This window comes from Streptomyces cavernae, from assembly GCF_004023625.1.
In the GTDB taxonomy this organism is placed as follows: Bacteria; Actinomycetota; Actinomycetes; order Streptomycetales; family Streptomycetaceae; genus Streptomyces; species Streptomyces cavernae.
The window spans coordinates 232,840-251,556 of the sequence record NZ_RPDJ01000011.1 but is presented as its reverse complement, the minus strand read 5'-3'; the positions used below and the strand labels follow the sequence as shown (position 1 = coordinate 251,556).

The window sequence follows — 18,717 nt, the reverse complement described above, 5'->3', positions numbered from 1 at the left end:
CCCCACGCGTGTCCTCCCGATTGGTCAGGAGCCCAGGAAGATGTCCATGTCGAAGCCCTCCCGCACTTCCACCGGCAGCGACGGCACCGATGGCGTCACCGGCGCCGGTGGAGCGGACAACGGCGCCGGTGACGCGTACAACATCGCCGGTGGCGCGGACAACGGCTCTGGTGGCGTGGGCAAGGTCGCCGGTGACGCCGCGTCGCGCGCGCCGGAGCCGGGCGGCGGGTCATCGGGCAAGGTCCAGTCGCTGGAGCGGGCGATCACGCTGTTGCAGGCGACGGCGGACAGCACACCGGAAGGCGAGACCGCGTCGAACCTGGCGGCCCAGTGCGGACTCAACCGCGCCACGGCCTGGCGCCTGCTGTCCACGCTGGAGCAGTACGGGCTGGTGGAGCGCAGCCCCGTGACCAACCGCTACACGATCGGCTTCGCGGTCGCCCGGATGGCGTCGGCGGCCGGCTTCGACGGACTGATCCGCCGGGCGCACGGCACGTTGCGCCGGGTCAGCGAGCAGACGGGCGAGACGGCGAATCTGGCGGTGGTGCAGCAGCTGGGGCTGACGTACATCGACGAGGTGACCCCGCCGGTCGTGCTCAGCGCCAAGTGGCTGGGCCGGCAGGTGCCGCTGCACGCCACCTCGACGGGCAAGGCACTGCTTGCCTGGTTGCCCGCGGAGGAGGCGGAGTCCCTGCTGGCCGAGCCGCTGCCCGCGTACACCGACACCACGATCACCGACCGGTCGCGGTTGCGGGAGGACCTGGCGAAGACGCGGGAGCGCGGCTACAGCGTCTGCGTCGGCGAGATGGAGCGGAACCTCTACGGGGTCTCGGCCCCGGTCCTCGGCAGCCGCGGGCGACCGTTCGCCGTGGTGAGCATCTGGGGGCCGCAGGACCGGGTGCCCGAGTCCCGGTTCACGGCGCTGGGTCCGCTGGCACGGGCGGCGGCGGAGGAGATCGCGCGGGCGGCGCGGACGGCGTGAGACCGGGGCCGCTCGGCCCCGCGGGTGTGCCCGTCCGGCACCCGGGCCGCCAGGCAGCCGGGCCGCCAGGCAGCCGGGCCGCCCACGCAGCCGGGTCGGCGCCACGGCGACCTGCGGGATCACCCCGGCGGCACACCCGGGACGGACCCCGCAGACCAGCCCCGCACCACACCGGGCACGGGCCCGACCAGCCGCGCCCCGTACCCGGCGCGGGCCCGGCCCGACCACCCGACACCACACCCGGCGTGGACCCCGCCCGACCACCCGTGACGCGCCCGGCATGGACCTGCCCGACCAGCCCCATAACCCCCAGACACGGGCCTCCGCCCCACGGGTCCACAGACACGGACGCCCGCCCCACTCCCGGCACGGACACCCCGCCCCGACCAGCCCGGCACTGCACCGCACCGCGCCCGGCGTGGACACGGGCCCCCGCCGGGCAGCCCCGCATGGACCCCTTGACGGGAGACGTGCGACCGGAGCATGTTCGTATTGCGCGATGATGGCCCACAATGCGAACAGCATCTCGGGGAGGAACCCGTGACCATGAACCAAGACGTCATCATCACCTGTGCTCTGACCGGCGCCGGTGACACCGTGGGCAGGAGCCCCCACGTCCCCGTCACCCCCGAGCAGATCGCCACCTCGGCGGTGCAGGCCGCCGAGGCCGGTGCCGCCGCCGTGCACATCCATGTGCGGGACCCGGAGACGGGAGCGCCCTCACGTGACCCGCGCCTGTACCGGGAGGTCGTCGAGCGCATCAAGGAGACCGGCACCGACGTCGTCATCAACCTCACCGCGGGCATGGGCGGCGACCTGGTCATCGACCCGGAGCAGCCGCTCAGGCAACTTCCCGGCACCGACCTCGTCGGCGGACTGGAGCGCCTGCCCCACGTCGAGGACCTGCTGCCCGACATCTGCACGCTGGACTGCGGCTCCCTCAACTTCGGCGACGGCTCCAGCCTCTACGTCTCCACGCCCGACATGCTGCGCACCGGAGCGAGGCGCATCCAGGAGCTCGGTGTGCGGCCCGAGCTGGAGATCTTCGACACCGGGCACCTGTGGTTCGCCAAGCAGCTGCGCTCCGAGGGGCTGCTCGACGACCCGACGGTGTTCCAGCTCTGCATGGGCATCCCGTGGGGCGCCCCCGCGAACCCCGGTGTCCTGCAGTCGATGGTCAACATGCTGCCGGACGGCGCCCAGTGGGCCAGTTTCGCGCTCGGCCGGATGCAGATGCCGTGGGTGGCGCAGTCGATCCTGCTGGGCGGCCATGTGCGCGTCGGCCTGGAGGACAACCTGTACCTCGGAAAGGGCGTCAAGGCGACCAACGCCCAGCTCGTCGAGCGTGCGGTGACCATCGTCGAGGCGCTGGGCGCACGGGTCGCGACCCCCGACGAGGCCCGTCTCGCGCTCGGCCTCAAGCCTCGCGGCTGAACCGCTGACCACACCGGCCCGAAGCCTTCAAGGAGCCCTGGATGACAGAGCTTTCCACCCCCACGACCGCCCCCGAGGACGTACGCCGTGTCGCCTGCGTGGGCGCGGGAGTGATCGGCGGCGGCTGGGTCGCCCACTTCCTGGCCCGCGGCTACGACGTGACGGCCTGGGACCCCGCGCCCGATGCCGAGGCACGGCTGCGCCGGCTCGTCGACGCCGCCTGGCCGGCACTGGAGCACCTCGGCCTCGCCGCGGGCGCCTCCGCGGACCGCCTCACGGTGACCGCGACGCTCGAAGAGGCGGTCGCCGAAGCCCAGTTCGTGCAGGAGAGCGCGCCCGAGAAGCTGGACCTCAAACGCGAGCTGCTGGCGAAGCTGGACGCGGCCACGCCCGCCGGGGTCGTCGTCGCCTCGTCCACCTCGGGCTATCCCATGACCGATATGCAGACCGAGGCCGTCACGCCCGGACGGCTGGTCGTGGGGCACCCGTTCAATCCTCCGTACCTGATCCCGCTCGTTGAGGTCGTCGGCGGCGGGCGGACGGACCCGGAGGCGGTGCGCTGGGCCGCCCGCTTCTACGAGGTGGCGGGCAAGTCCGTGATCACCATGGACCGGGAGGTGCCCGGCTTCATCGCCAACCGGCTCCAGGAAGCCCTGTGGCGGGAGGCCCTGCACATGGTCGCCAACGGAGAGGCGACCGTCCGCGAGATCGACCTCTCGATCACCGAGGGGCCGGGACTGCGTTGGGCGATCATGGGTCCGATGCTGACCTTCGCGCTGGCCGGCGGCGAGGGTGGAATGGCCCATATGCTCGACCACTTCGGCCCGTCCCTGAAGTCCCCGTGGACCCGGCTCGAGGCTCCCGAACTGGACCGGGCGCTCTACGACGCGGTCGTGGCCGGCTGCGCCGAGGCCGCGGACGGCCGCTCCATCGCCGACCTGGTGGCCGAGCGCGACCAGGGGGTCATCGACGTGCTGCGCGCCACCGGCCGGCTGCCCCGGGCGGGTGGCGCGTGAACCTCTCGCCGTCCCCACCTCCGCCCCCGCCGCGCCTGCCGCTGTTCCGCGCGACCGTGCGACCCGAGTGGATCGACTACAACGGCCATCTGAGCGAGGCGTACTACGTCCTGGTCTTCGGCCACGCGACCGACGCGCTGATGGACCGTACGGGAATGGGTCCCGAGTACCGCGAGAGCACCGGCTGTTCGCTCTACACGGTCGAAGCGCACATCCGCTATCTCCGGGACGTGCCGGAGGGGGCGTCACTCGCCGTGGACACCCGGGTGTTGGGGATCGCGACCAAGAAGGCGCACTTCGCGCACGAGATGCATGTGGTCGGCGGTCCCCGCGCCGATCCGGAACCGGGCGCCGAACCCGTGGCGACCACCGAGTTGTTCGCACTGCACGTGGACCGGAAGGCGGGCCGCGCGGCACCGTTCCCGGACGAAGTGCGCTTCGCGCTGACCGCGCTCGTGGAGCAGGCCCCTCCCTGGGCGGGCCGGGCGATCGCCCCTGTCTAGCGCCCCAACAGGCAACGCTCGCCTCGGGCAAACGTTGCCTGCCGCAGCACTGTTGCCCCAACAGGCAACGCTCGCCCCGTTCGCGACGCCCGGCACGGCACTGGTCGTGAGGCCTCCGCACGCCCGTCGGGAGCGCGCGGAGGCCGTGGGTCACAGGGCCCGGAGTCCGTCGATCACATCCCTGAGGATGCTTTCGTCCGGCAGCTCCGCGGGCGGCACCGGACGCGACACGTGGACGAGTTCCTCGTCGACCAGGTCTCCGACGAGGACGCGGATCACGCCCACGGGCAGGTCCAGTTCGGCCGCCAGTTCCGCGACCGACTGGGGTGCGTCACGGCAGAGCCCGACGATGTCCACGTGTTCCGGGGACAGCGTGTGGTCCGCCTCGGGGTCGGCCGAGCGTTCCTCGGCGACGACCACCGCGATCAGGTCGAGGCGGTGCTGACCAGGACTGGTGGTCCGGCCGCGGGTCATGGCGTACGGACGGACCACCGGGCCGGCGTCGTCGTCGAACCAGCGGGAGGTCTCCTGACCGTCAGTGCTCATGCCCTTCCACTACCCGCCTGCGGGCAGATCGTTGCGTGGAGCCGCGCCCAAATGCACACCGACCCGCTTGACCAGGAGTGTCATCTCGTAGGCGACCTGTCCGACGTCCGAGTCGGCGTCGGAGAGGACCGCGAGGCAACTGCCGTCGCCCGCGGCCGTGACGAAGAGGAACGCGTCGTCGAGTTCCACCACGGTCTGCCGGACGTTGCCCGCCTCGAAGTGCCGGCCGACGCCCTTGGCGAGGCTGTGGAACCCGGAGGCGACGGCCGCCAGGTGCTCGCTGTCCTCGCGGGTCAGATCCTGGGAGACACCGATGGGCAGCCCGTCGCCGGAGAGCACGACTGCCTTGCGGATGCTGGCGACCCGCACGACCAGGTCGTCCAGCAGCCAGTTGAGCTCACCCGAGCCCCCGTTCGCGGTGGTGTGGCCGGTCTGTGGTGCGGTCATCGACCGTCCCCCTCTGTCGTTCCGTGTGCTGTGCCGCCCTGGGCCTCGTCGCCCGCGGCGTTCTCCTCCCGACCACGCTGCCAGCCGCGCTGCAACGAGGCCATGCGGTTGCGGACCTCGTCGGCGTCGCGCTCGACGACGTCGGGACCGCCCTCGGGCCCGGCCGCCGTGCGCTCGGCGCGCCGGTCGGGGCCGTCCTTCAACTGTGGCGCCAGGCTGGCCTGCCGTACCCGCCGGGGCAAGGGCGCGGCCGGAGTGAGACCGTCCGCGGCCGGGCCCCGGCTGCCGGCCCCGCCTCCGCCTCCGGAGCCGCCGCCGCGCGCCGGCACGTCACGGCGTGCGGACGGCCCGGGCCGGGCGCCGGACGGATCGGATGCCGCTCCGGCACCGCTCGACGGCGACTTCGCGGTCGCCCCCGCCTCCGCGATCCCGCTCTGCTGGCGCCGGCGCCGCGGCAGCTCGCGGGGAGAGTCGGTCCCGGCGGCCGGGCCCGTGGACCGCCGCTCGTCGGCGATCGGCTCCGGGCGCTCATCGGCGACCGGCTCCGCGCGCTCGTCGTGCGTGCCCTCGTGCCACGCCCTGGTCCGGGTGACCGGACGTCCGTGCGAACTCACCAGCTTGGGGGCCCCGCGTCGGGGCAGCGGGGTGCCGGGGTGGTCGGCCTCGCCGGGGCGGGCCGCCGCGTCGCCCTCGCGGGTGTCCCGGGCCTGCTGGTGCTGTTCCACGGGGACCGGGGGAACGTCGGGGACCTCGGCGATGGAGCGGTGCCGGCGGAAGAGACCGCCTCGTTCGCTGTCGGAGTCCCCGAGCGCGTCCGGGAACTCACCGAGCAGGCCGACCGGCGCCTCCAGTTCCACCGGGCCGTCCAGCAGCGACGGGGGCAGTCCCGGCAGCTCGATGGGTCCGTCCGACAGCGCCCTGGCGCGCTGGGCGTCGGTCTCGGGGTCGGCACCGGGCCGCATCCGGTCGAAGCGGAACCCGTTGCCGTTGGTGTCCGGCACGTCGTCGGTGAGCAGCGCGTCGGGGATGAAGACGATCGCGGTGGTGCCGCCGTACGGGGACTGCTGGAGGGAGACGCGGACGTTCTGGCGCTGGGCGAGCCGGCTGACCACGAAGAGACCGAGCCGGTCGGTGTCCGACAGTTCGAATTCGGGTGTCTCGGCGAGCCTCAGGTTGGCGTCCAGCAGGGCCTCGGGGGCCATGCCGAGGCCGCGGTCGTGGATCTCCAGCGTGAAGCCGTTGGCGACCCGCTCGCCGAGGACCTGCACCGCGGTGTGTGGCGGCGAGAACACCGTGGCGTTCTCCAGGAGTTCTGCCACCAGGTGGGTGAGGTCGGCGACGGCGGGGCCGGTGACCGCGATGCGCGGCAGCCTGCGCACCTCGATGCGCTCGTAGTCCTCGACCTCGGCGACGGAGGCCCGTACGACGTCCATGAGCTGGACGGGCTTGCGCCACTGCCGGGAGGGCGCCGCTCCGGACAGGATGACGAGGCCCTCCGCGTGCCGCCGCATACGGGTGGTGAGGTGGTCGAGGCGGAAGAGGTCGGCGAGTTCGTCGGTGTCCTCGGTGCGCCGCTCCATGGCGTCGAGCAGCGTGAGCTGCTTGTGCAGCAGCACCTGGCTGCGCCGGGCGAGGTTGACGAAGACCTCCGAGACACCGTTGCGCAGTTCGGCCTGCTTGACCGCGGCCTCGACGGCGGCGCGCTGGAGGGTGTTGAGGGCCTGGCCGACCTCGCCGATCTCGTTCTTGTCGTACTCGAGTCGGGGGGCCTCGGTCTCCACGTCGACCTGCTCACCGGCGGCCAGCCGGCGCATCACACTGGGCAGTCGCACACCGGACGCCTCATGGGCCTCCAGCCGGAGCCGGCGCAGGTCACGGACGAGGGTGCGGCCGATGCGTACGGACAGGAAGAGCGACAGCACCAGACCGGCGAGGCCGAGGACGGCACCCACGGCGACCCGGGCGACGGCGACGACGCCCGCGGAGCGCAGCCGCTCCTGGAAGCGGTCGCCGACCTGGTCGTCGAGCTTGCCGAGCGCGTCGATGGTTTCACCGGCGGCGCTGTTCCAGCTGTTCGCGCTGACGCCGCGCGGGGTTCCTGCGGCTCCGTCGACGACGGACTGCTCGGCCGCGCGCAGCGGTTTCGTGCTCGGGTCCTTCCAGAACCGCTCGTAGCGTTCCCGTTCCGAGGCGGGCAACAGCGGCAGGTTGACGTCGTAGAGGAGGGTGCGCTGGGCCACGAGGCCTGATATCTCGCGGAGTTCCTCACGGGTGATCCGCTTGACGATCAGCGCGGAGCCCAGCAGCGCGTCCTCGCGGGAGAGCAGTTCGCGGGCGTGCGAGACATGGACGACGGCCCGGGACTGCTTGTCCATCTCCACGTTGTTGTCCAGGCCGTGGAGGTTGCTGAGGAAGACGTAGGCGGGATCGACGAGCGCGTTGTAGAGCTCGAGGGCCCGGACCCGGCCGATTCCGCCCTCTTCCACGTTGCGGCGCAGACCGTCCAGGCCGTCGAGTTCGTTCAGCAACACGGTGAGACGGTCGGACTCGTCCCCGCCCATCGCGTTCCGGACACCGGAGTCGGAGGCGCTCTCGCGCAGTCGTGCCACGACCTCGTCGGTGGCGGTGCGACTGCGCTGAAGCTGGCTGCGGGCTTCGGACGAGCCCGGCTCGGCGAGCTGGACGAGGGTGCGTCGGCGTTCCGTCTGGATGACGTGGATCGTGTCCTCGACGGGGTCCTTGATCTGTGCGCTCACGTCCGCCACGTCCAGGAACTGCATGGCCTCACGCCCCGCGAGTACCGCGGCGAAGCCCCAGATGGCGGTCAGCGACAGCAGCGGTACGAGAAGCAACGCCACGATCTTCCGGCGGATGGACTTCCCGCGAAAGCGCATGGACTCCCCCAGCTCGACCCCCGTCGGGCCCGGGGGTACACATGTGCGTCAACAAACGGCGTGAGCCTACTACCGTGACAAGGTTTACTCGAAGGCGCGTCCGGGTGTGTTCGAACGCCAACCCTAGCCACAGATGCGGAGTTGTCCCCTCATCTGGGGAGATTGCCGCCCTGATTCCGGCTTCCGGATTCTGCTGGAACAGGGCAGGCATGGCTGACCTGTTGGCTGAAATTTATCGTTCCTTGGGAATCTTCGGGGTACTTGATTCGTCATTACCTTCGGGAGCCGGGGCGGAACGGACCGGACGAGACCGGACGCGACACATGGCGCGAACGGGTGTGAAACGGAGCAAGCCGGGCAGTCACAGGGGAGCCGGGGTCGGATGACCACCGGAAGAGAACTGCCGGGCGGTGGGGAGTGACGACGGTGATGGGCACGGCGGAGCGGAGCGGGTCGGCGGAGGGCGGAACCGCGGAGGTGGTGGCGGCCGTGGCGGCGCCACAGGCTCCCAGGACATCGGACGGCCGCCCTGGGACCGGCAGTGGCCGTGGGACGGATGGTGGCCCGGCGAGTCGCCCATCCGCGCATCAGGTGGACGCGGGCGGCGAGTTGTCCAAGCAGCTCTGGATCGAGGAGCCCGCCCGGCGCCGCCGGATGCCCGATCCGGTGCGCACCGCATCGGTGCGCGCGGTGCTCATCATCGCGGTCACGCTGCTCCAGGCGATGATCGCCTTCTTCTGCACCCTGGCGGGCTCCTGGCTGGCCTTCCCCATGGTCCTGAGCAGCGTGGCGAGCACGATCGCGGCGACCTGGGGCGCACTGGACGTATGGGTCACACGCCAGGTGTGGTACCAGCGCCACGGCGTGGTGTCGGTGCCCAGCAGCACCGCGCGCGCCCTGCGCCGTGAGCGCCGTGTGGCCCGCCGCCAGGCGCGCGCGGCGGAACGCGCCCGGGAGCGGATACGCCGGCGCGGCCGTGCGGGGCAGCTGTCGCATCCCTGAACCGGGGGGCGACCGCGGTGGGCCGCGGTCGCTCATCCCCCGGCCGGCGCGGGCCGTTTGAACATCCGTGTCGCGGTGATCTCGCTGTGCACGGCCTCCTCCTCCTGGGCGGGCCGTGGCAGGCCCGGGCGGAGGTGCTCCTCCACGCTGATGTACTTCAGTCCCGCCCGCAGGTCCGCGTCGTTGCGGAGCCGGATGACGAGGGGGAACTCGGCGAGCGCCGTGGTGTCGAACAGGCCGGTGGTGTACAGCAGTTGCACGCCCAGCGCGTCCGAGACCGCCCGCTGGAGCTCCAGGAGGTAGGTCGCGTTGGCGCGGCCGATGGGGTTGTCGAGGAACAGGGTGCCGGCGTGGCGGTGCTTGTCACGGCCCCGGTCGTTCGAACGCAGGGCTGCCATCGTGCAGTACAGGGCGATGGCCGCGGTGAGCAGCTGACCGCCGGAGAACACGTCGCCCATCTGGCCGACGGGTACGCGCTCGGCGCGCAGCACCGCGTCCGGCTTGAGGATCTCCACGGCGACGCCCCGGGGCTGCAGGGCCGCGCCGACCCCTCTGAGGAGCAGCGACATGCCGTCCCGGCGCATGTCGGAGTTCTTCTTCACAGCCGCGCGGGTGGCGTCGTCGATGACCTCGCCGAGCCGCTCGATGAGGGTGGCCTGGTCGGGCTCCTCGAAACGGATCCTGAGGAACTCCTGCCCGGACCACTCCCCCAGGCCTTCCGGCAGCCGGGACAGCCGTTGGGCGGACCGCAGGGTGGCGAGGGCCGACTCGACGAGTCCCCTCAGCCGGTCCACGATCGAGTCCCTGTTGCGTTCCAGTTGCTCCAACTCGTCGGTGAGCACGCGCAGTCGGGGCGCGAAGGCGTCGGCCCACTTCTGCGCGTGCTCGGGCAGGGCGGAGGCAGGCAGCTCGCGGATCTGCTGCCGCGCCGGGGTGCGGACCTGCTCGTAGCGCGTGGAGTTGGCGTGTCGTACGAGGATGTCGCTCGCCTCGCGCACGGCGGCCTCGGCGGCGGACAGGTCGCCGGCGCAGCCGCGCAGCGACCGTCGGGCCTCGGCGGCGGCGTGCCGTGCCTCCTCTAGGGAGCCGGGGTAGGGCTCGGGTTCCTCCTGCTCGTCGTCCATGTGTTCCCGCAGCAGATCCCTGAGCAGGGCGGCCGTCTCGTCGAAGCCGCCGACCGCATCCTCGGCGGCGCGGTGTGCCGCGAGGAGTTCGGCGTGCGCCTCCCGGGCCTGGCGGAGCGCCTCGGTGTGGGCGGCGAGTTCACCGGCTGCGGTGCGCAGCAGCGACTGTGCGTGCTCGGCGTCGCGGGGGATCAGTTCCTCGGGCAGTGCGGTGTGCGCCTCACCGTCCTCAGGGGCGTGCCGCTCGGCCTCGCCGCGTAGCCGGCCGAGCTGCTCGCTGGCGGTGGAGGCCCGGGTCTCCAGCAGTTGGACGAGCTCTTCGGCACGGGCCGCCGCGGCCTGCCGGGAGGGCCCGTCGGAGCCGTCCGGGGACTGAAGCAGCTGCGCGGCCCGGGTGCGCACCTTGTTGCTGAGCCGGTCCAGTTCGGCGAGGGCGGCGCTCTCGTCGCTCTCGGCGCGGGCCTGCTCGGCGCGCAGATCGGCGCCGACGCCGACCTTCTCGTAGACCTGGGAGGCGGCGCGGTAGGCCTCGCGGAGGGCGGGGAGCGAGGGCTTGGCGCTCTGCGTTCGGCGCTTGGGGGGCCTGGCGTCCGTGCCCTGCGTGCCGTCGGCCGGGCCCGGGTGTGTGCCCCCGGTCGTCTCCTCGTCCGTGTCCTCGTCCGGTACGTCGTCCGGGGCGCCGGCGATCTCCGCACGCTCGGCGCGCAGCGCACGGGCCGTACGGCGCGCGTCGTCCGCCGCGCGCTGGGCCGCGCGCCGGTCCTCGTCCGCGGCACGCGCCCGCTCCAGACAGGCCTGGGCGCGGACCTCGGCCTCGGTGGCCTCGTCGGCGAGTTCCCGCAGCTTGACCTGCCAGCCCGCGCGTTCCCGCAGCCGGAAGGCGAGTCCGGCGAGCGCGTCGGCGGCGCGCCTCGCCCGCTGCGCCGCCTCCTGCCGCTCCTCGCGTACGTGGGTGGCCTCCGCAGCGGCCTCGTCGGCCTCGGTCCGTACGGTGCGGGCCTCGGCCAGCTCGGCCTCGGACTCCTCGGCGAACGCCCGCGCCGTGCGGGCCGACTCGCCGAGTTCGGTGAGGCGGCCGGCCGGGCAGCCGGTGCGCCAGGACGCCAGACGTGCCGCCAGCTCGCGGTCCTTGCCGAGCCGGGCGGCGAGTCGGCGGATCTCCTCGTCGCGCTCCGTGGCCCGGGCGCGCAGCGCCTGCCGTTCCTCGTCGGCGGCGTGCTCGTCGTGCATGGCCGGGTTCGGTGGCACGAGGAACACATCTGCGCGGCCGTCGTCCGCGCCGGGCGGCGGGGTCGGCGCGAGCAGCGCGGCGGCGGTTCCGACGGCGACGGCCGACCGGGGCAGCAGCGCGGCCTCGGTGAGTGCCTCGCGGGCCCGTGCGTGGGTGTCCGGGTCGGTGATGATCACACCGTCGACCAGCTCGGGGCGGGCGGCCAGCACGCGCGCGTGGTCCGTCGGGTCGACGGCCTGCGCGAGATAGCGCCACCCGGGCAGCGCGGGGATGCCGTGCTCGCCGAGGTACTCGACGGTGGCCAGGACGTCGGGCCCGGGGGGCAGCAGCCCGCCGTCGCCGAGCGCCCCGAGGATCCGGGCGTCGTCGGCGGCGGCGGTCCGCAGTTCGAACAGCTGCCGCTCGGCGGCGGCCACCGAGTCGTCGAGGAGTTCCCGGAGGTCGTCGGCGGCGGCGTCCAGTTCCTCGGCGGTGAGCGGACTCCGGCCGTCGGACCAGGGGTCGTCGGCTTCCGTGCCGCCGTCGGCGGGGGCCTTGCGCGGCTGCGGCACCCTTGTCCGCCCGGGGCCGGAGGCGCCGGGCAGGCCCAGCAGCTCCGCGAGCCGTTCCTCCGCCGCGAGCGCCTCGGCGGTCCGGCGCTCGGCCTCGTACGCGCGCTCCGCCGCGTCCGCCGCGTCCGCGGCGCGGGCTGCCGTCAGTTCGGCGCGGGACTCGGTGGACGCCGCCTCCCGGGCGTGCTCGGAGGCCCGGTGGGAGGCCTCGCGGGCCGCGTCCCACGCCGCGACCGCGGTCTTCTCCGCGTCGCTGGCCGCGAGCGCGGCCCGTGCCGGGTCCGCGTCCGGCGCCGTGTCGTCGAGCCAGCCCGCGCGGACCGCTTCGGCCGTCTCCTGCTCCACCTCCGTCAGGCGCTGCCGCAGATGGCCGACTTCACTGCGGGCGCGCTGGGCCTGGGTGGCGGCGGCCGTCGAGTCCGCGTGCGCCCGCTCGCCGGCCTCCTGGAGCCCGGCGGACCGCTCCTCCTCCTCGTCGGCGAGGGCCTCGGCGCTCGCGGCGGCACTCTGCAGGGCCCTGACGAGGTCCACGGCGGCTCGGGTCCGGGCGGCCAGCGCCGGTGCCGCGTCGCGCTCGGCCTCGCGGATGGCGGCGGCCACACGCGCGGAACGGTCGGCGGCGGCGCGGTGCCGCAGCACCGCCTCGGCGGCCTGCCAGGCGGAATGCAGGGTTCGGGCGTCGGCGAGTTCGCGTTTCTGCGCGGCTGCTGACTTCTCGGCCCCGGCGAGCGCCAGCGAGGCGTGCCGGTAGGCGAGTTCGGCCGCGACCAGCGCGCTGCGCTCACGGGCGGCCTCGGCCTGTGTGACGGCGTGCGCGGCGGCGGTGACGCGCTGGGCGAGGTCGGTGCCGCGGGCGCGCTCCTGCCCGGCCCGGGCCGAGAGCCGCCGTGCCAGCGTGCGGGTGCGGCGTTCGGCACCCGCGTGGATGTCCCGCGCCCGTGAACGTGCCTCGGCGGCGTCGACGATCCGTCCGAGGAGATCCACGGAGCCCGCCGTGAAGTCCCGCTCGGCGATCAGTTCGGCCCGTCGTCCCAGCTTGTTGCCGAACCCGCTGACCAGGTCGGCGAGCCCGTCGGTGTCCCGGGTGTCGGTGACCGCGCGCAGCAGCAGGTCGGTGAAGTCGGAGTCCTTCTTGACCGCGAAGAGACCGGCCGCCTCACCCTCGTCGGCGTTCATCTCCCGCTGGTAGCGGAAGAGTTCCGGGTCCAGACCGAGCTCTGTGAGGTGTTCGATCCAGCGGTCGTGGATCTCCTCCCAGTGGACCTCCAGATGCGGATACGCTTTGCCCGCCTCGGTCAGCGCGTCGCGGAACCCCTTCATCGTGCGCCGCCGTCCGCGGGCACCGGAGGCTCCCTCGACCGGCGGCCGGACGGCCGTGGACTCGGCGACGGGCAGGCTGTCCAGGCTCAGTCCGGGCCCGGGGCGGAAGGAGTACCAGGCCTCGGCGAACTTCCGCGGGTCGTTGGAGACCTGCCGCCCGCGCCACTCGCTCACCTTGCCGACGACCACGCACTCACCGGTCAGTGTGTGCTGCCACTCCAGGGCGACGTGCCCGCAGTCGTCGGCGAGCAGGAACTTGCGCAGAACGCCGGAGCTGGCTCCGCCGAGCGTGTTGCGGTGTCCCGGCAGCATCACGGAGAAGATCAGCTTGAGCAGCACCGACTTGCCGCCGCCGTTCTCCAGGAAGAGCACGCCCGCGGGCGCGGGCCGGCGCGGTGGCCCGACGGGCTCCTCCTCGAAGAACTCCGCCTGGGTGGGCGCGGGATCGGGCACGGGCTCGCCGACACCCCGCAGGTCCAGCACGGTGTCGGCGTAGCGCGCACCGGCCGGGCCGATGGAGTACAGGCGGACCCGGGACAGCTCGTACATGGCGGGGGAACTCTCGCAGTCGTGAGGGTGGTTCGGAGGGTCAGGAGTGGAACGGCAGCCCGGCCTCGGCCACCAGCTCCAGGTCGTCGGTGTCCTCGGCGGGCAGCAGGGTCGCCGTGCCGTCGGTCACGGGCACTATCCCGAGCTCCACGAGTTCGGCCATGGCGGCGCTGCCCGCCATATCCCGGACCTGGAGTTGGTAGCGGGCCGTCGTGCGGTAGGTCCCGCCGTTGTCGTCGCCCGTGCGCTGCAGGAACCCGGAGTCGGTGAGGAAGGAGACGGCCTTGGCGACTATGCCGGTCGTCGAACCGGCCAGCCGGCGCGCGTCCTTGGTGGCTCCGGTCGCGCTGCGTCGCGCCCAGATGCGCCACGCCGCCTCCAGGCCGGGCGCGTCCGTCGCCGGGTCGGTGTTCTCGCCCTGTTCCTCGGCCCGTTCCTCGATGCGGCGGCAGGCCTGCCGCACGAAGGAGTCGACTCCGTTGACGGTCACGCGTCCGACGTATCCGTCGTCGGCGAGGTCCTCGGGGCGAGGGAAGGCCAGCGCGGCGACGGCGAGGTGGGCGAGGCCGTGCAGGAAACGGTCCCCCGAGTCCGCCGCGGTCCGCCGCGCGTAGTCCCCCATCCGTACGGCGAAGACGGAGTCCTCGGCGGCTGTCACGGCCATGCCCGCGCGCGGGGAGACCTCCAGCACGATCAGCCCGAGCCCGGTCGCGACGGCGTCGGCGAGCCGTGCGAAGGGCGGGTCCTCGCGGTAGCGGCGCAGGAGTTCGGCGTACTCCTGGTCCCGGGAGGGGCCCAGCTTGGGCTGGAGCCCGAAGGCGACGAGCCGCGCCGCGTCGGCGGCGTCGGCGGGTGTGACACCGCCGCTCGCCGGTGCGACGGCGGCCTCCGGCTCACTCCACTCGACGTGCTCGGTCACGGTTGCGGCTCCTTGCTGAGGTGGTTCTCCTGGGTGTCCGGCGAGGTCATGACGCCGTACGTCTGCGCCGCGTCGTCATGACGACGCCCGTCACCGTCATGCCGCCTCCGTCCGGTCGGCGGCCATGCCCACCGCATCCAGCAGGGCCGTGCCCACGATCAGGTCCGCGCCGCCGAACTCGGGGTCGTCCAGCTCCGTCCCGTCGTCGACCGCGAACAGCAGCTTCTCCTCGCCCTGCCGGTAGGCGGTGCCGACCGGCGGACTCGCCGCGTGAACGGCCAGCAGGGCGACCAGATACGGCAGTTCGGGGTCCTGGCGGCGGGCCTCGGCGAGCAGTCCGGACAGCCGCCGGGGTGCGTCGGCGGGCAGGTCGAGCAGTTCCATGGCGGCGGCCAGCTGCTCCTCACTGAACCGGCTGTCGTCCGGAGTGGCGATCAGGTCGGGTTCGGGCATCTCGGCCCCGAGGTGCTCGCGCTCCACGGGCGGAGTCAGCAGCAGGTCGACGAGGTCCCCGACCCGGACGGCCGTGGGCGTCCGCAGTCCCGTACCGCGCGCGAAGAATGCGTCCGTCACGCGCAGCGCCTGTTCGAGCGGGAGCGGCAGCACGGGCGCGACGAGATGGCCGTAGAGGTCGATCCCGGACGTGGTCATGGGGGTGGCGAACGCCTGCCGGTCCTGCTCGGCGCGGAACAGCGGTCCGGCCTCCAGCAACCGGGACTGCAGCTGCGTGTGCCGGCGGATGCAGTCCTTGACGATGTCGACCAGTTCGGCGGCGCGCCGTTTCTGCTCGGGATCCTCGGACTCGTCGCGGGCCTTGCGGATGTTGGTGAGGATCGCGTTCTCGTGGCGGTAGCGGTCGGCGACGTGGTCGAGGGCCTCGGCGATCATGTCGGGCACGGCCTTCAGCCAGTCCACCGCGCGCACGTTGCGCCGGGTCGCGTCGAGGGCCCTGCGCAGCGATTCCGAGTACTGCACGGTCCGGTAACGGGCCTGCTCCGCGGCCAGTTGGGCGTCGGCGAGCCGCCCGCGACTGATCAGCACCTCCAGCTTGACCTCGGCCGCGATCTGCGCGCTGGTGACATCGGTGTCGAGGGCGCCGACGAGGACGTTGACGGCCTCGTCCGTCGTGCGGAGGTAGACCCCGCCGCCGTAACCGGCGACCTCCTCGATCAGCTTGAAGTCGTAGTCGCGGCGCACATAGCTGCCGTCGGGCGCGAAGGTGCCGTACACGGCCCGGAAGCCCCGGTCGACGCTGCCGACGTTGATCAGGTTCTCCAGCACCCAGCGGGCCACCCGTTCGTGCTCGGCGACCGGCCGCTGCGGGGCCTGGGCGGCGATGCGGGGGATCAGCCGGGCCACTATCTGGTCGTGGTCGGCGCCCGTGTCGAAGTCCATGTTCAGGGTGACGAGGTCGATCGCGGCGAGGGCGACCTCCGCCATCCCGTACACCGAGTACTCACCCGCGAGGTTGGCCTTGCGGGTGTCGAGGTCGTGCAGCGGCGCGGTGCACGCCAGCGCGCGCAGCCGCCGCGCCAGCCCTTCGTCGGCGGCCGGCCCCGGAGCGGGGCGCGGCCCCGCGCCGAACTGGGGCGGAACGCTGTCCGTCGATACAGGCGAAGTCACGGTGCACAGACTAGGTCCTCGGTCTGACAGCCACGGAATCGACGCAGGTCAGTGGCTGCGGGGGTGGTCTGTGTCCGCGGCTTTGCGTGCGGCTGGTCGCGACCCGGCGGGAAGCCGGATGATCTTGTGGTCCGCCGGCACCGGGGTCGGCTGGTCCGGCCACACGGAAAACGGATGATCTTACCGTTCCGCCCACACGGGAAGCGGATGATCTTACTGCCCGCACCCCTACGCCTGCTGAGCCACTCGCCGCGTGTACACCTCGACCAGTCCCTTGAGCGAGTCGTCGAGGTACTCCGCCAACAGCCGTTCCGCCCCCGACCGGTCGCCCGCCTGGAGGGCGCCCAGGATCTCGCGGTTACGGGCCAGGTACGGCTCGTGCAGAAGGCGTGGGTCGGCCACCACGTGGAACGCCAGGCGGAGTTCGGCGAAGACGCTGCGCATCAGCTCGTCGATCCGGGCGCTCCCGGCGAGCGCCACCAGCGCGCGGTGGAAGTGGATGTTGGCCGTGGACACCTGCTTCCACTCACCCTCACGCGCCGCGCGCAACCCGCTCTCGACCGCCGCCGCCACGGCCTCCACCGCGAACGGCGGCTCCCCGAGCCCCCGTACGACCGCGCACTCCACCACCCGGCGGGTGCGGTAGATGTCCTCGACGTCCTGGACGGTCAGCACCCGTACGAAGACCCCGCGGTTGAGCTCGTGCACGAGGAGCCGTTCGTGGGTGAGCAGCCGGAACGCCTCGCGCAGTGTGTTGCGGGACACACCGAGCGCCCCGCCGATGCTGTCCTCCGACAGCCGCTGCCCCGGCGGGAAGTACCCGTCGGCGATCCGGCTCCGGAGGATGTCCGACACCCGTTCGGCGGTACTGGTGCGCCCCAGCAGGGCGCGGTCGTCGGCCAATCCCGTCAGCTCTCCCATGCCCGGAATTCAACCCCAGACACAAGAACGAAACAACATGGGTATTGAGGGATCGTTGAACAATCCTCTACGGTGACGAAACGCGGCTCGCCCCGTCAGCTCCCCGTCCCCGCGCGGTTCCCTGGTGCCCGACCCCTGCACGACTCTCCGCACAGCTCCCGATACGGCCTTCCGCAGGCTCCTGGCACGGCTCCCCGCACAGCTCTCCCCGCAACTTCCCGCACTGCTCCACCTGCAAGTCCCCGCACAGCTCTCCCCACAACTCCCGCACGGCTCCCCGTTCCCGCACGGCTCACTCCCCAGCACCCTCCAACTCATCAGTGAGGTGCCCATGAGCACGACCCCACCGCCCCGGACCCTGGCGACCGGAACACAGCACGGCGCAGGTGAACCCACCGCCGACGACGGCGCGTTCGGCTGGCTGCGCGCCCTCGGGCCGCGGGGCCGGCGCGCGTTCGCCGGCGCGTTCGGCGGCTATGCGCTGGACTCGTACGACTACTTCACGCTGCCGCTGAGCATGGTGGCGCTCTCCGCCTACTTCGGCCTGAGCAGCGGCCAGACCGGCCTGTTCACCACGGTCACCCTGGTGGTCTCCGCGATCGGCGGCGCAGCGGCGGGCGTACTCGCCGATCGGATAGGCAGGGTCAAGGCCCTGCTGATCACCGTCATCACGTACGCGGTCTTCACGGTGGCCTGCGGCTTCGCGCCCAACTACGAGACGCTGCTGGTCTTCCGCGCCCTTCAGGGCCTCGGTTTCGGCGGTGAGTGGGCGGTCGGCGCGATCTTGGTGGCCGAGTACGCGAGCGCCAAGAACCGCGGCCGCACGCTCGGCGCGATCCAGAGTTCCTGGGCCGTCGGCTGGGGACTGGCCGCGATCGTCTACACCCTGGTCTTCTCGTTCGTGGACGACGACACCGCCTGGCGCGTGATGTTCTGGACCGGCGCACTGCCCGCGCTGCTGGTGGTCTGGGTACGGCGCAGTGTCCAGGACGCCCCGGAGGCCGCGGCCAAGCGCGAGGCGAGCGCCGAGAAGGGCTCGTTCTCCACGATCTTCAGGCCCGGCACGGCCGCGTCGCCCGGGCTGTTGCGCACCACGGTCTTCGCGGTCCTGCTCTCCACCGGCGTCCAGGGCGGCTACTACACCCTGGCCACCTGGGTGCCCACCTATCTGAAGACGGAGCGCGGTCTGTCGGTCGTCGGTACCGGCGGCTATCTGACCTTCCTGATCTCCGGCGCCTTCGCCGGCTACCTCACCGGCGGCTACCTCACCGACAAACTGGGCCGCAGGCGCAACATCTGGCTCTTCGCGGTCCTCTCGGCGATCTGCATCCTGGCCTACGCGAACATCCCGAGCGGCGCCAACACCCTTCTCCTGGTGCTCGGTTTCCCGCTCGGTTTCTGTATGTCGGCCATCTTCAGCGGCTTCGGCTCGTTCCTCAGCGAGCTGTACCCGACGGCGGTGCGCGGCACCGGCCAGGGGTTCACGTACAACACCGGCCGTGCGGTGGGCGCGGCCTTCCCGACCACCGTCGGTTTCCTCGCCGACAGTTGGGGCGTGGGCGGCGCGCTGGTCTTCGGCGCGATCGGCTACGGCCTGGCGGCACTGGCACTGTTCGGACTGCCCGAAACCCGCGGAAAGGAGCTCGTGTGAACCG

13 protein-coding genes are annotated in these 18,717 nt (G+C 72.7%); 6 read left to right on the top strand and 7 right to left on the bottom strand.

Annotated elements, in window-relative coordinates; all coding sequences use genetic code 11:
- The first annotated feature begins 46 nt into the window (after positions 1–46).
- From EF387_RS23000 to EF387_RS22985, 4 genes are all read left to right on the top strand, one after another.
- On the top strand, positions 47–982 hold the full coding sequence (locus EF387_RS23000) for an IclR family transcriptional regulator (protein ID WP_238431639.1): 936 nt from the start codon (positions 47–49) through the stop codon (positions 980–982).
- Between the two features lie 546 nt (positions 983–1,528).
- Complete coding sequence (locus EF387_RS22995; protein WP_128378591.1) at positions 1,529–2,416, top strand: beta-keto acid cleavage family enzyme; 888 nt, start codon at positions 1,529–1,531, stop codon at positions 2,414–2,416.
- Between the two features lie 41 nt (positions 2,417–2,457).
- Entirely contained in the window at positions 2,458–3,432 is a 975-nt protein-coding gene (locus EF387_RS22990) for a 3-hydroxyacyl-CoA dehydrogenase NAD-binding domain-containing protein (RefSeq protein WP_128378477.1), read from the top strand.
- Between the two features lie 56 nt (positions 3,433–3,488).
- Positions 3,489–3,935, top strand: coding sequence for a thioesterase family protein (locus EF387_RS22985; protein WP_338058121.1), 447 nt, complete (start codon positions 3,489–3,491; stop codon positions 3,933–3,935).
- A 150-nt stretch (positions 3,936–4,085) separates the two neighbouring features.
- Here EF387_RS22985 and EF387_RS22980 read toward each other — a convergent pair whose 3' ends face one another.
- The 3 genes from EF387_RS22980 to EF387_RS22970 are packed head-to-tail and all read right to left on the bottom strand — an operon-like array spanning position 4,086 to position 7,822.
- Entirely contained in the window at positions 4,086–4,481 is a 396-nt protein-coding gene (locus EF387_RS22980; RefSeq protein WP_128378475.1) for a DUF742 domain-containing protein, read from the bottom strand.
- 9 nt (positions 4,482–4,490) lie between these two features.
- Positions 4,491–4,928: a roadblock/LC7 domain-containing protein gene (locus EF387_RS22975; protein WP_128378474.1), complete on the bottom strand. Its 438-nt coding sequence runs from the start codon at positions 4,926–4,928 to the stop codon at positions 4,491–4,493.
- Positions 4,925–7,822, bottom strand: coding sequence for a nitrate- and nitrite sensing domain-containing protein (locus EF387_RS22970; RefSeq protein WP_128378473.1), 2,898 nt, complete (start codon positions 7,820–7,822; stop codon positions 4,925–4,927). Before EF387_RS22970 ends, EF387_RS22975 begins: the two co-directional genes overlap by 4 nt.
- Positions 7,823–8,251: 429 nt before the next feature.
- Between EF387_RS22970 and EF387_RS22965 the strand changes: the two genes are divergently transcribed.
- Positions 8,252–8,824, top strand: coding sequence for a hypothetical protein (locus tag EF387_RS22965; protein WP_128378590.1), 573 nt, complete (start codon positions 8,252–8,254; stop codon positions 8,822–8,824).
- A gap of 32 nt (positions 8,825–8,856) precedes the next feature.
- Here EF387_RS22965 and EF387_RS22960 read toward each other — a convergent pair whose 3' ends face one another.
- The 4 genes from EF387_RS22960 to EF387_RS22945 all read right to left on the bottom strand — a co-directional run bounded on the left by EF387_RS22960 (position 8,857) and on the right by EF387_RS22945 (position 17,062).
- Positions 8,857–13,599 (bottom strand): hypothetical protein, encoded by a 4,743-nt coding sequence (locus EF387_RS22960; protein ID WP_128378472.1) that lies wholly within the window; start codon positions 13,597–13,599, stop codon positions 8,857–8,859.
- A gap of 40 nt (positions 13,600–13,639) precedes the next feature.
- Positions 13,640–14,518: a hypothetical protein gene (locus EF387_RS22955; protein ID WP_128378471.1), complete on the bottom strand. Its 879-nt coding sequence runs from the start codon at positions 14,516–14,518 to the stop codon at positions 13,640–13,642.
- A gap of 96 nt (positions 14,519–14,614) precedes the next feature.
- Positions 14,615–16,141 (bottom strand): hypothetical protein, encoded by a 1,527-nt coding sequence (locus EF387_RS22950; RefSeq protein ID WP_128378470.1) that lies wholly within the window; start codon positions 16,139–16,141, stop codon positions 14,615–14,617.
- Positions 16,142–16,369: 228 nt separating this feature from the next.
- Positions 16,370–17,062, bottom strand: a complete 693-nt coding sequence (locus EF387_RS22945) for a GntR family transcriptional regulator (RefSeq protein ID WP_128378469.1) — start codon at positions 17,060–17,062, stop codon at positions 16,370–16,372.
- Between the two features lie 331 nt (positions 17,063–17,393).
- On the opposite strand from EF387_RS22945, the gene EF387_RS22940 reads away from it, so the two are divergent.
- Positions 17,394–18,713: an MFS transporter gene (locus EF387_RS22940; protein WP_128378468.1), complete on the top strand. Its 1,320-nt coding sequence runs from the start codon at positions 17,394–17,396 to the stop codon at positions 18,711–18,713.
- Positions 18,714–18,717 lie beyond the last annotated feature (4 nt).